At 32.7% G+C, this 13234-nt stretch carries 12 protein-coding genes and 1 pseudogene; 11 read left to right on the forward strand and 2 right to left on the reverse strand.

The window, feature by feature from the left end:
- The first annotated feature begins 75 nt into the window (after window positions 1-75).
- The 10 genes from K8354_RS04495 (at window position 76) to K8354_RS04540 (ending at window position 10170) form a co-directional block, all read left to right on the forward strand.
- On the forward strand, window positions 76-789 hold the full coding sequence (locus tag K8354_RS04495) for a DUF6090 family protein (protein WP_223445715.1): 714 nt from the start codon (window positions 76-78) through the stop codon (window positions 787-789).
- A gap of 151 nt (window positions 790-940) precedes the next feature.
- Window positions 941-1654, forward strand: coding sequence for a DUF6090 family protein (locus tag K8354_RS04500; RefSeq protein WP_223445715.1), 714 nt, complete (start codon window positions 941-943; stop codon window positions 1652-1654).
- 159 nt (window positions 1655-1813) lie between these two features.
- Window positions 1814-2521 (forward strand): DUF6090 family protein, encoded by a 708-nt coding sequence (locus K8354_RS04505; protein ID WP_223445718.1) that lies wholly within the window; start codon window positions 1814-1816, stop codon window positions 2519-2521.
- A gap of 385 nt (window positions 2522-2906) precedes the next feature.
- Complete coding sequence (locus K8354_RS04510; protein WP_223439360.1) at window positions 2907-3902, forward strand: IS110 family RNA-guided transposase; 996 nt, start codon at window positions 2907-2909, stop codon at window positions 3900-3902.
- 124 nt (window positions 3903-4026) lie between these two features.
- A complete protein-coding gene (locus tag K8354_RS04515) occupies window positions 4027-4731 on the forward strand; it encodes a DUF6090 family protein (protein WP_223445720.1) in 705 nt (234 codons plus the stop codon).
- A 130-nt stretch (window positions 4732-4861) separates the two neighbouring features.
- Complete coding sequence (locus tag K8354_RS04520; protein WP_223445722.1) at window positions 4862-5611, forward strand: DUF6090 family protein; 750 nt, start codon at window positions 4862-4864, stop codon at window positions 5609-5611.
- A 106-nt stretch (window positions 5612-5717) separates the two neighbouring features.
- Window positions 5718-6386, forward strand: coding sequence for a DUF6090 family protein (locus K8354_RS04525; protein WP_223445724.1), 669 nt, complete (start codon window positions 5718-5720; stop codon window positions 6384-6386).
- A gap of 35 nt (window positions 6387-6421) precedes the next feature.
- The gene (locus K8354_RS04530) at window positions 6422-7138 is read left to right on the forward strand and encodes a DUF6090 family protein (protein ID WP_223445725.1); all 717 of its coding nucleotides are present in this window, start codon (window positions 6422-6424) and stop codon (window positions 7136-7138) included.
- Window positions 7139-7173: 35 nt separating this feature from the next.
- The gene (locus K8354_RS04535) at window positions 7174-8283 is read left to right on the forward strand and encodes a DUF6090 family protein (protein ID WP_223445726.1); all 1110 of its coding nucleotides are present in this window, start codon (window positions 7174-7176) and stop codon (window positions 8281-8283) included.
- A gap of 630 nt (window positions 8284-8913) precedes the next feature.
- Window positions 8914-10170: an alpha/beta hydrolase gene (locus K8354_RS04540; RefSeq protein ID WP_223445729.1), complete on the forward strand. Its 1257-nt coding sequence runs from the start codon at window positions 8914-8916 to the stop codon at window positions 10168-10170.
- Between the two features lie 120 nt (window positions 10171-10290).
- On the opposite strand, the pseudogene K8354_RS04545 reads toward K8354_RS04540, so the two are convergent.
- Together K8354_RS04545 and K8354_RS04550 are read right to left on the reverse strand one after the other, a co-directional pair.
- Window positions 10291-10440 (reverse strand): annotated as a pseudogene (locus K8354_RS04545) (integrase core domain-containing protein); the annotation flags it as partial.
- A gap of 314 nt (window positions 10441-10754) precedes the next feature.
- Complete coding sequence (locus tag K8354_RS04550; protein WP_223445731.1) at window positions 10755-12107, reverse strand: DUF2779 domain-containing protein; 1353 nt, start codon at window positions 12105-12107, stop codon at window positions 10755-10757.
- Window positions 12108-12241: 134 nt separating this feature from the next.
- Here K8354_RS04550 and K8354_RS04555 point away from each other — a divergent pair, with 134 nt between their 5' ends.
- A complete protein-coding gene (locus tag K8354_RS04555; protein WP_223445734.1) occupies window positions 12242-13225 on the forward strand; it encodes a helix-turn-helix transcriptional regulator in 984 nt (327 codons plus the stop codon).
- Window positions 13226-13234 lie beyond the last annotated feature (9 nt).

Consider the following 13234-nt stretch of genomic DNA (forward strand, 5'->3'; position numbering starts at 1 on the left):
ATTCCTACTTACGGATATTGCCACATACTCTATAAAATGATAAAATTCTTTAGAAAAATTCGTCAAAACCTACTAATGGAAAACAAAACAGGAAAATATTTTAAATATGCTATTGGAGAAATTGTGTTAGTCATGATTGGGATCCTACTAGCCTTGCAAGTAAGCAACTGGAATCAGGAGCGCAAGGAAGCAGACAAAGAGCAATTACTGTTAGAGGCGCTTCATCAGGAGTTCCTAGAAAATAGAAACCAATTAGATAGTGTCGTTTTTGTACATGAGCGATCTTTAGCTAGTACGCAAAAAATGATTTCGAGATTCCCTATAAATATAAAAACAGTCAATCTAGACACATTGAGTAAAAGTTTCCAATATTGGGGGAATTGGAGTACATTTAATCCATCACAAGGCGTAATCAAGTCTTTGGTCAACTCTTCCACTTTCGAGCTGATTTCCAATCCTGAATTAAGAGTACTCCTAGTATCATGGGAGGATGTGTTAGCCGACTATAAAGAAGAAGAGGACATTGCAGTACAACTTCTCTATGATGATCTTTTTCCAGAGCTAGCATCTAATATTGCTTGGCGGAGTAGTGGACTGATGGATGATAGATTTGATAAAAACTACCTTACTACCTTCAACTTCGAGAATCTATTCTTGAGGAGAGCGGATATTTTAAGGACCATATTAGGTATAGATTCAAAAAACAATTACGAGCTATTACAAATCAAGGTGACCATCGATCGTATCATCGAACTTTCAAGAAAAAAAACCAATGATAAAATTCTTTAGAGTATCGTAACAGAATTTTGCAAAGCAAAATCAAAGGGCTTGTAGACCTTTGTTGAAGATAGCCCTGCCTACCGGCAGGCGCTTGCGGAAATATAAAAAAGACGTATAACCAATGATAAAATTCTTTAGAAAAATTCGTCAAAACCTACTAATGGAAAACAAAACAGGAAAATATTTTAAATATGCTATTGGAGAAATTGTGTTAGTCATGATTGGGATCCTACTAGCCTTGCAAGTAAGCAACTGGAATCAGGAGCGCAAGGAAGCAGACAAAGAGCAATTACTGTTAGAGGCGCTTCATCAGGAGTTCCTAGAAAATAGAAACCAATTAGATAGTGTCGTTTTTGTACATGAGCGATCTTTAGCTAGTACGCAAAAAATGATTTCGAGATTCCCTATAAATATAAAAACAGTCAATCTAGACACATTGAGTAAAAGTTTCCAATATTGGGGGAATTGGAGTACATTTAATCCATCCCAAGGCGTAATTAAGTCTTTGGTCAACTCTTCCACTTTCGAGCTGATTTCCAATCCTGAATTAAGAGTACTCCTGGTATCATGGGAGGATGTGTTAGCCGACTATAAAGAAGAAGAGGACATTGCAGTACAACTTCTCTATGATGATCTTTTTCCGGAGCTAGCATCTAATATTGCTTGGCGGAGTAGTGGACTGATGGATGATAGATTTGATAAAAACTACCTTACTACCTTCAACTTCGAGAATCTATTCTTGAGGAGAGCGGATATTTTAAGGACCATATTAGGCATAGATTCAAAAAACAATTACGAGCTATTACAAATCAAGGTGACCATCGATCGTATCATCGAACTTTCAAGAAAAAAAACCAATGATAAAATTCTTTAGAGTATCGCAACACAATCTTTTGCAAGGCAAAATCAAATATCTGGCAGACCTTTGGCGGAGATAGCCCTGCCTAACGTCAGGCAGGCACTTGCGGACTTAAACAGATCAAAAATAGAAACAATGATAAAATTCTTTAGAAAAATTCGTCAAAACCTACTAATGGAAAACAAAACGGGAAAATATTTTAAATATGCTATTGGAGAAATTATATTGGTTGTTATTGGAATTTTAATTGCTATTCAATTAAATGAATGGAGAAATGATATCGTAAACACCAAACAAAAACAGAAAGTATTAGTAGCCTTAAAGTTAGATTTTGAAGAGAATCTTTTACAATTAGACGGAAAATTAGAAAACCAAGAAAAAAGCTTTTGGAAATTTCGGAAAACAAGAGATTTGATCGATTCTATAAATTATATCACAGATAATACAGTGTTAAAAGAAAACTTGGGACATGGTGGGTATTCAGATAGTTTTAATCCATTTAATGGGGCCTTGCGTTCTGCTATGTCCTCAGGAGATATTCATTTAGTTAAAGGTGAGCGTTTAACTAAATTATTATTTACTTGGGAGGACTTGGTTATTGATTCTTATGAAGAGATTGAACTTCTTGTAAGTTACGGTTCAGACCCATATTATCGATTGATACATAGCTATACCCAAGCAAGAGATTTAGGTAAAAAATTACCCGATGATAAAGGGAGTAAGCACTCATCTAATTTCGTTGGTTTATTTAAGGATCCACTATTTGAAAATTATACCCAACAAATGTTTTATTACTCATTCAATTATATAAAAGAACTAAAAAAAATTAGAATAAATAATTTAGAAATACTAAAGTTAATCGAACAAGAATTAAAAAAATAACGAAATCGCAACAATGATAAAATTCTTTAGAGTATCGTAACAGAATTTTGCAAAGCAAAATCAAAGGGCTTGTAGACCTTTGTTGAGGATAGCCCTGCCTACCGGCCTTTAGATTTGTAAAACAAAAATATTAACTTAAAAAAAATCATAATTGAATTGATCTTTCTTTTTTTGCTTCTTTTTTTCTTTGTTAATAACTCTAATTTTGTTGATAACTAAATACATAAAAAAGAACGGGGTGAACTTTTCTGTCGGCTAGATTAATGACCTATTGCCTGTATTAGTCCTCGTTCTTTATTAACCAGGTTACAAGGACCAAATAGAATACTAGAATTTACCTTATAAAGGTGTTAGTCAAGGTAACCATTTTAAACTTTATAAAATTATGAATATTAAAGACACAGTTGGCATCGACATGAGCAAATTAACTTTCGATGCAAGAATCCATTCCAGTCAAATTGAAAGTGAATTTCAAAATGACAAAAAAGGCTACAAAAAATTGGTTGATTGGACTTACAAGAATTCTGAGTTACCAAAAGAGAACATCATTTTTGTGTTTGAACACACTGGACTTTACTCTGATGGTTTATCCGTTTATTTAGCATCAAAACACATTCCTTTTTTTCTAGTTCCAGGTCTTGAAATTAAACAATCAATGGGAATGACAAGAGGTAAAAGCGATAAAGCAGATGCAAAAAAGATAGCAAAATATGCTTATCGAATGAGAGATGAGATTACACCTACAAAGCTTTCGTGTAAGGAAGAACAAAGCCTTAAGCACCTTCTTTCTCTCCGCCAGAGGTTAGTAAAGCAAAGAGCTGGTTTTAAAGCTTCGCTTAAAGAACAAAAGCGTGTGCTTGTTAAAAAAGATAATAAAACACTCCTATCCACTCAGCAGAAAATGATTAGCTACTTGACTAAACAAATTCAAGAAGTAGAACATGAAATGATGGATGTTTTAAAGAGTAACCAAAGCATGCTAAATAATTATAAGCTAATAACATCCATTAAAGGTATCGGATCTCAGACAGCTCTGTTTATGATAGCATACACAGCTAACTTTACTAAGTTCAAAAACCATCGAAAATTTGCATCTTATTCTGGTATTGCTCCATTTCAAAATCAATCTGGAACTAGTATAAGAGGTAAAACTAAAGTGAGTAATCTGGCAAATAAAAAAATAAAAAGTCTTCTTGATTTGTGTGCAAAAACAAGTATCCAACATAATGCTGAAATGAGAATTTACTATGAAAAAAGAGTAGCAGAAGGAAAGAATAAAATGAGTACAATAAATATAATAAGAAACAAATTAGTATCAAGAATATTCGCGGTTGTTAATAGAAAAGAGCCTTATATAGACACCATGAAATATGCTGCTTAAAATTGTTGATAACTTTAACATTTCTTGGCTGGTTTAATCATAGAATACAGGCAGGCGCTTTCGGAAACATAAAAAAGACGTATAACCAATGATTAAATTTTTTAGACATATAAGAAAAGACCTTATGGAAAAAAATAAAACTGGAAAGCCTGCCTTTGCCGCAGGCAGGTATTTTAAATATGCAATCGGAGAAATTGTGTTAGTAATGATAGGTATATTATTGGCTTTACAAGTTAATAATTGGAATGAGAACAGAAAAATTAGCAATACTGAACAGCTATTATTGCGCGATTTAAAAACAGAAATACAATCAAACATCATTGCTCTTGATACGATAATAAAATCTCACAGAGCATCTCTAAATGCAATAATAACCTTCGATTCGATAATCACTAACTTAAAACAATTTAATAGTCCTCTTGAATTGGATACATTATTTAAAACACACGATTTTAATATGACCTATGATCCCAGAACAGGTATTCTCAACTCAATTATCAATTCAGGTAAATTAGATTACATTTCCAATAGAGAATTACGATATAAGTTTTCTTCTTTAAACGATATTATTATTGACACCAATGAATCGGCTAATGATTTTAGTGAACAGAGATCGCAATTCTATTGGCCATTACTAGGTCAGTTATATCAGCGTCAAACAGATGAAAGGTTTAAATTTAATACAATAAAAATTTTAAATAGTTCAGAATTTAATTGGTGGTTAGTGCTCGCGAAGAGTAGTAGAATAGAAGGATTGGCCGAGGAGAACGATCTTATGAAAACCCTTAAGGAAATCCTAGAATTAATTGAAAATGAAATAATAAAATAACGAAACCACAATAATGGTATTATCGCAACACAATTTTTCAAAGCAAAATCAAAGGTCTGGTAGACCTTTGGCGGAGATAGCCCTGCCTACTGGCAGGCAGGCGCTTGCGTAATAATTAAAAGCAACGAACATGATTAAGTTTTTTAGACACATTCGAAAGCAATTACTTTCAGAAAATAAAACCGGAAAGCCTGTCTTTGCCGCAGGCAGGTATTTAAAATATGCTATTGGTGAAATTCTTTTGGTGATTATCGGAATTCTTATAGCAGTTTCTATTAATGGTTGGAATGAAGACCGAAAGCTAAAAAAAGCAGAGCAGTCTATTCTCAAAGACCTTAAACAAGAAATGATAATAAATCTGAAAGCTTTGGAATTCGTACTGGCGGAAAACGAAAAATCCTTTCAAGCCGCAATAGAAATGAGAGCGCTTTTTAAAGACAGAGCAGCTTTTGATAAAATGTCGAATAGTCTGTTTTATGCATCAGTTAGAAAATTAAATTGGAATTTTACTTATGATCCGAAAAATGGTATACTTAATTCCATAATCTCTTCAGGACAAATCAATCAACTTTCAAATAAGGAACTAAAATATTTACTGGCATCTCTAAAGGAATTAACAACAGATGCTATGGAAAATACACTAAAAATTGAAGCCCAAAGAGATGACTTGATGAAATCAGCTTGGACCAATGCCATGATTATTAAAGATGGAAAAAATCTGGGATATAATGTAAAATCAATATATGAGCATCCAGAATTTAGATGGGCAACGAACCATCTTTTTTATTCTCAGCGAAAAGATGGATTACCAGAAGAAAAGGAGCTCACGGCAACTTTAGAGCGTATTATTGAACTCATTAATGAAAACATTAATAAATAACGAAAGAACAACTGTATTATCATACATTACAACCAACCAAAAAGATTTCCGCTTTCTCGGGAAATAGATGATGATTAAATTTTTTAGACATATAAGAAAAGACCTTATGGAAAAAAACAAAACAGGTAAATACCTAAAATATGCTATTGGCGAAATTGTGTTAGTAATGATTGGCATCCTACTAGCCTTGCAAGTAAGCAACTGGAATCAAGATCGCAAAGACAGAATAAGCGAACGCAAGATATTAAACAATATAAATAGAGATTTTATCCAGAATAAGGCAAGTTTCGATTTAGTCAAAGTGGATAACTATAAAAATTTAGCTGTGTTAGACAGTATCGTACAGATACTAAAAGAAGGTGGGATAACAATAGAGAAATATAATAAATATAATAAATTGATAATCGGCAATACTTACAATCCGTATTCAAGTACCGTAGATGCAGTGATCAATTCCAATTCACTTGAATTGATACAAGACGATGAATTGCAAAAATATCTGGTATCTTGGAAAGATGTTCTAGCTGATTATCTCGAAGGGGAGACTAGATACTTCAAGTTTGTAAATGAACAATGGAGAACCTACATTTTAGAGAATTCAGATTGGGCAGGAAAAAACAGAGAGATGAATATGAAAGTCCTGTCAAGTATCAAATTTCGGAATCACATCATGGCAAAGAGAGCTCTTATGCATGGGATTATTAAATCAATAGAAGAAGAACCCATAGAAAATCATATCAATGAGATTATTCGATTAACAGAACCTAAAAACTAATGATTAAATTTTTTAGACACATCAGAAAAAGCCTTATGGAGAAAAACCTGCCTACCGGACAGGCAGGCAAAACTGGAAAGCCTGCCTTTGCCGCAGGCAAGTATTTTAAATACGCCATTGGCGAAATTATTCTTGTAATGATAGGAATACTTTTAGCATTGCAAGTAAGCAACTGGAATCAAGACCGCAAAGACCGTATTAGCGAACGTAAACTTTTAGACAATATTCATAGGGATTTTGTCCATAATAAAGTGTTTTTTGATTCTCTGAAAGTTATTCACTATCGAGGGCTTAACGACTTGGATAAATTGGTTGATTTGTTTTCTTTAAATAATGATTCTCTAAAGCAGGAAGCTTATAAGAAATACAACTTACAAATAAAAAACATGACCTATGATCCATATTCTAGCTCAATAGAATCTGTAGTCAATTCAAATGCGCTTCAATTAATTCAAGATGAAAATTTACAGAAATATTTAGTCTCCTGGAAAGATGTGTTTCTCGACTATAAAGAAGATGAAAACAAATACAATGATTATTTGAATGACTTCCTTTGGCCTTATTACAGAGATGTATTCGATTATACATTAAAAGATACAGCAATGAACCAGGCCGCAAGAAATTCCATAAAATTTCAAAATATGATTATAACCCGAAGGATTAATATAAGAGGTATTATCTATTCCATAGAGAACGAATCCATAGAAAATCACATCAATGAGATTATTCGATTAACACAACCTACAAACTAATGATTAAATTTTTTAGACACATCAGAAAAAGCCTTATGGAACAAAACAAAACTGGCAAGTATTTTAAATATGCTATTGGAGAAATTATACTTGTGGTGATTGGAATTTTAATAGCCTTACAGATAAATAATTGGAATGAGTCCAGAAAAAAGGAACAAGTTGAGAAACAGGTCTTAATAAGTCTATTTCAAGAAGTCGAGAAAGACAGAATGATGTTCAAAGAAATTGATTATCAATATAAAAATGACTTACGCAAGTTAACTTATTTTAGAAATCTTATCTGGCAAGAAAAGCACAGTATGGAAGACGCGTTATCTCTAAATGGATTTGAAGGCATTGCATTTCGAGATGTAAATCCGAATCGTATTACGTATGATGAAATGATCAGTACTGGTAAAATCTACTATTTATCAAATCAAGCCTTGGTAAATGAAATCATTAATTACTATGAAATCATCGAAAGTTATATCTATGAATTAAGACAAAGCAGAGTTGAATTTAGATCAAATTTTTATGACGTAAGCGCTATGGCTGATTTTTGGTTAACCAATTATGATAATGATAATAAAGAATTAGCGTATCATTTTGCCAATAATCAAACCACCGAAACCTATAAACAATTGAAGATCATTTCAGAATGGAGTATTGTCAATATTCGATATTCGAAGAACTCAATTACTAACTTATATTCTAAAGCGTCCCAACTTCAAAAATTAATTGATAAAGAGCTAGGACACTCGCTAATCCTAACCGATGACTCAAAACCATCAGAAGAAAACACAGGCATCATAGAAACTATCGAACTAAAAAGAATCTCAGAATTAGTAACTGCAGGCAAAGACATTGATGCTATTATCGAAATCATTAAAAAAGAGGATAAAGACAAACCCAATTATTTCATTTCAGATAAAGAGATTAATCGTTTAGCCTATAAGCTTCTGCGACAAGACAAAAATAAGGATGCTCTAAAATTATTTAAACTCAATATAGAATTATATCCAAATGAATTTAATGTGTATGATAGTTATGGAGAATGTCTTTTAAAAATGGGTGATACCGTAAATGGCATAAAAGCTTACAAAAAATCTTTAGAATTAAATTCAGACAATACCAATGCTAAAATAATACTTTCTGAATTTGAGTAAAATTACGAAAGCACAACGCCGTGTTGTACTTCATTAACACCAACCGATAATCAATGATAAAATTCTTTAGAAAACTGCGCTACGACCTTATGGGAGCAAATAAAAACAAACCAATATCTAATAAACACAAGTAGAAATTATCACTTCGTACAGAATTTCAATCAGAAGTAGGCTCAACGGTAAAATTAAATCTGCGAAATCACTCTTAGAATATTTTGAACTAAATCCTGAATCATAACGAAAGCCGTACATAATGAATCGAAAAGAATTCCTCTATGGGCTGCGTCGGGTTTTCGGTTGAAATTGTCATTTCCGTGAAAACGGGAATCTAAATAATAGAATTTTGGTTTTTGACTTTTTTAGGTCAAAATGAAACGAGCGAAATCTGCCTCTATGGCTCTGCCTCGAGGAGAGTTCGTTTCAAGAAATTCTTTATTAATTTGTAATCTTACAAATTCGTTCTGCTTTGGGTATTCTAAACTTTTTGAGGTTTTAAATTCAGCGAAAAAATTAAATTGATTTTGCTATATTTACAAAGATATGTGAGGATTAAAATAATAACAATGATTACTCTATGCATATAACAGCATAAAGGACATATAATTTTTTGTGACAACAAACCACCCTAATATGAAAAACACCTTTACACTCTTAATTATAGCCCTAATGGCTATTGGATGTAATCAGTCAAACAAAAGCGAATCAGAATTAAGTAATGACAATCAAATCACTATTGGTCACATTGATTCTCTCAAATCTGATATTCTTGGAGAAACCAGAAAAATATGGGTACATATCCCAAAAAACTATCAGGAAGGCAAAAAATATCCCGTCTTATATGTACTAGATGGTCCGGGACATTTTCATTCTGTAACCGGTTTGATTAAACAATTGAGTACCAATGGTACATTTGTTCTTCCGGAAATGATCGTTATTGCTATTCCGAATACAAATAGAAGTCGCGATTTAATACCCACTAAAGTGGATGTTGATTATCGCACCGGTAATAAACTTCAATATGAGAGTGGTGGAGGTAGTGCTTTTCTTGATTTTATCGAGCATGAGCTGATTCCTTATGTTGACAAAACCTATCCAACTACCTCTTTACGAACGTATGTGGGACATTCATTTGGTGGACTTAGCGTGATACATGCCCTCACCACCAGAAGTCATCTTTTCGACAATTATTTGGCCATTGACCCAAGTTTTTGGTGGGATAATATGGCATATCTGGAAACTGTAGATTCCCTGTTATCGGTGAAAGATTTTACTAATAAGGGACTTTTTGTAGGTATGGCAAATACGATGGGTGGCGGGCAAGACTATGCCACAGTTGAAGACGATACCTTAGGAACTTCAGCACACATACGATCCATATTGAAATTTTCAAAATCATTAGATAAAAAGGATAATGGATTAAATTTTGAATGGAAATACTACCCACAAGAAAATCATGGTAGCGTTCCACTCATTACAGAATATGATGGCTTACGATTTCTATTTGATTGGTATCAATTCAAGGAGATGTTTGAGCTAGGTCGTCCAGGTTTATACGCTACCGATGAGGCTTTGGAAGTGGTGAAATCTCATTATGAAAATGTATCGCAAAAAATGGGATACGAAATAAAGCCTGCTGAGTGGTTCATTAATAGGCTTGGGAACCACTATATATGGGTCAAAAATCTTGATTTGGCAGCTGCCTTGTTAGATCTTAATATTGCCAATTTTCCAAATAGTAATAATGTCTACGATTCAAGGGGTGATTGTTACCTCGCTGCTAGAGACTCCCTGAAAGCATTGGAGTTCTATAGAAAAGCATTGGAAACGGGCGATAATAATTATTCTCAAGCAAAAATAGATAGGATATCCAAAGCACTAAAAAAGTAAAAAGCCGTTACTAATAACTAAGCATATGGCGTACTGGACTTCCTAGTAATTTTGTGACTAATTTTCTTAGGTCGCTTTGTTAAAAATTCCTTTTAATTTTAATTCCATTTCTAAAGGGGTTCAATACCCTAAAGAAGAGTGTAATCTTTCAGTATTATACCAATCAATATAGTCTTCAATAGATTTATATAATTGATTGTAAGAAGTAAATTTGAACCTGTACAGCCATTCGTGTTTAAGGGTCTTAAAAAAGCTTTCAGCCACAGCGTTCCTTTTTTATCAAAAACTACGTTTTTATTCTTAATCTCAAATCCTTTCTACTCATAGATTTGGCTATTCTTGTTTGAAAAAAAATGAGTATAATTTTTACAAACTTTGTCTTTTAATCGAAAATAATTCCTCTATGGGCTGCGTCGGGGTTTCCGTTGAAATTGTCATTCCCGTGAAAACGGGAATCTAAATAATAGAATTTTGGTTTTTGACTTTTTTAGGCCAAAATGAAACGAGCGAAACCTGCCTTGCCGGCAGGCAGGTACCTCTATGGCTCTGCCTCGAGGATAGTTCGTTTCAAGAAATTCTTTATTTTAATATAATAAATTATACAATTCTAATACAGCAAAAGTATCCAACTTACAATAAGCTAGCATATTTTTATGTGCCTCTTCTTTATCTATCTCAGATAAACTAGAAAAACCTTTATAAACTTCGACAGTTGCCATTCCTTGCTGAATTTCCAAATCTTGATAAGAAAGATGAGGTAGGTAAGTAGGTAATACAGTTTTTAAAGACCAGGTATTTTGGGTGGCTTCCGTTTTTATATATCTACGAAAAACCACTCCTAAATCTATCAATCTTGCTCTTATGCTTTCTAAAGCATCTTTATATTTTGGAAAATCTCTGATTAAATTATTAAGCATTGTTTTCTCAAAACTAGAATACATCAAAATCTTTCCACAGTCTGCTTTATGGTTTAAATCTTTACTCATTTGTAGTATTAAACCTTCTCTAGGGTCATCAATGCCATTGCCTAAAATCTCAAAATGTTCAGGTTTAGAATGGGCATCTTTCTGATAATGTAAACTGTACTGAAAAGGAATTTGTTGATAGGGTCTAGAATTATCATATTCAGGAATTCCATATTGTGCAGACTCAAAATCAAAAGAATAAATAGGAAAAGGATTGTCTTTTAAAAACTGTTGGATGCCATGTTCATCTTTATAAATAATATCAGTGCCTAATTTTGGTTGATTTGCAATTTCTTCTAAAATCGATTTATTTTCTGTTAAAGTATGACAGTACTTTGCAAATTCGCAGGCATAAGGTTTATCACAATGAGACCCAATTAAAACTGTTGGTTCTTCTTGTTGATATACTTCTAAAAAGGCAGCAATATTTTCAGGAATTTCTAACAAATAATTTTGCATTCTAGAAAATACACTTTCATAAGTAAACAATTCCTTTGGATTCAGAGCTCCATATCTAACATAGGTTTTATCAAAATGCATGATAGAAATATCTTCAATTTCAATTCCTGAATTCGTCATTACATAATACTGAATAGCAGCATCTCTAATGTGTTCAGGTTTTACAGAATTGGTGCTTTTTACTTCAAAAGCATGCCATTTTCCATCAATTTGATGTAAAATATCCAAAGCAACTAAGGTGTTTTTAGCAGCAAAAGTGGCTTCATAAATGGTTGTACAACCACTTTCAAGTAATTTTTTTGTTTTAGCAATAGCTTTAGAATTTGGATAATGATTTACTAAAGCCAATTCTCCTCCAGGAAAATACTGTTGCGCTAAATCTCCAGCAGTATTTCCTGTTGCAAAAACTTGACGTTTACTTTCAGGATAATAAGCTTCCTCTCTTTTAAACTTATTTAGCCACAATGCTTTAGTGCATTTTAGCCCTTTTAAATATCTTGATTTTGATAGCATATTTTAATTGTGATCATTAACAATAGGATAAATTTTTGAACAATTTTCTCTTTAAAGATATAAAATAATTATTGATTATCTTGAAACGCCATAATTTGGCGCAATGACCATTTATTTGTGGTATGAAAAAGTTTATGGAGAAATTCACCAATCGTATCAAAGAATATTTAGAGCAAGAACAATTAAAAAATAGCACAGTGGACACCTCAGTAATCAGTAAAAGACAACAATTAATTCTCAACAAACTCAGAAGAGGAAACTTTACTTTTAAAGAAATTGAAAGTTATTTAGCCTTGGAATCAGAAATTCAAGGGATGGTCCTATTGGCATCAAAAAGAACACTGCAAAGAGATCTATTCAGCATTGCTGAAATATATGGAGTAGAAATCAAGTACGATAGATCCTTAAAAAAGTACACCATTATAGAGGATCTACAATCGGTAACCCAACAAAAACTATTGGAGACTGTCGATATGTACCATGCCTTGCAATTAAAAGATAAAATATCAGATAAATTAATTTTCGAACAACGCCAACCAAAAGGAACACAGCATTTAGTGACCATTCTAAAGGCTATAAACGATAAAAAGCAAATCAAATTTCAGTATCTGAAATACTGGGAAGATCAAGAAGAGGATAGAACCATTGAGCCGAGGTTCTTAAAAGAATACAAACAACGATGGTATGCTGTTGGAATAGACATTCAAAAAGAGCAACCTAGAATATTTGGTTTAGACAGAATTCAAAATCTAGAAATAACGGCATCCGATTGTAAGTTTCACAATATTGATGTAGAGTCGTTATTTACAAATAGCTTCGGAATCATTTCGCCAAACAATCAAAAGCCAATTGATATAGAACTTACGTTTACTGCTTTTCAAGCAAAATACATTAAGAGCTTGCCTTTACATCACTCACAACAAATCATAAAAGAAGATACAGAACAAGTCGTTTTCAGTGTTTTTGTAGTGCCAACATTCGACTTTAAAATGGAGTTGATGTCTTACGGAAGTTCATTGCTAGACATAAAACCTCAAAGTCTTAAAAATGAAATAATTGATGAGCATAAAAAGGCGGTAGAAATATTTACGAGAAATAATTTAAAAGATAACAAATAAAAAATCATC

This window comes from Polaribacter litorisediminis (assembly GCF_019968605.1).
In the GTDB taxonomy this organism is placed as follows: Bacteria; Bacteroidota; Bacteroidia; order Flavobacteriales; family Flavobacteriaceae; genus Polaribacter; species Polaribacter litorisediminis.

Coding starts and splice junctions, on each gene's coding strand:
- K8354_RS04495 (WP_223445715.1), top strand. CDS start 76: ATGGAAAACAAAACAGGAAAATATTTTAAATATGCTATTGGAGAAATT.
- K8354_RS04500 (WP_223445715.1), top strand. CDS start 941: ATGGAAAACAAAACAGGAAAATATTTTAAATATGCTATTGGAGAAATT.
- K8354_RS04505 (WP_223445718.1), top strand. CDS start 1,814: ATGGAAAACAAAACGGGAAAATATTTTAAATATGCTATTGGAGAAATT.
- K8354_RS04510 (WP_223439360.1), top strand. CDS start 2,907: ATGAATATTAAAGACACAGTTGGCATCGACATGAGCAAATTAACTTTC.
- K8354_RS04515 (WP_223445720.1), top strand. CDS start 4,027: ATGGAAAAAAATAAAACTGGAAAGCCTGCCTTTGCCGCAGGCAGGTAT.
- K8354_RS04520 (WP_223445722.1), top strand. CDS start 4,862: ATGATTAAGTTTTTTAGACACATTCGAAAGCAATTACTTTCAGAAAAT.
- K8354_RS04525 (WP_223445724.1), top strand. CDS start 5,718: ATGGAAAAAAACAAAACAGGTAAATACCTAAAATATGCTATTGGCGAA.
- K8354_RS04530 (WP_223445725.1), top strand. CDS start 6,422: ATGGAGAAAAACCTGCCTACCGGACAGGCAGGCAAAACTGGAAAGCCT.
- K8354_RS04535 (WP_223445726.1), top strand. CDS start 7,174: ATGGAACAAAACAAAACTGGCAAGTATTTTAAATATGCTATTGGAGAA.
- K8354_RS04540 (WP_223445729.1), top strand. CDS start 8,914: ATGAAAAACACCTTTACACTCTTAATTATAGCCCTAATGGCTATTGGA.
- K8354_RS04550 (WP_223445731.1), bottom strand. CDS start 12,107: ATGCTATCAAAATCAAGATATTTAAAAGGGCTAAAATGCACTAAAGCA.
- K8354_RS04555 (WP_223445734.1), top strand. CDS start 12,242: ATGGAGAAATTCACCAATCGTATCAAAGAATATTTAGAGCAAGAACAA.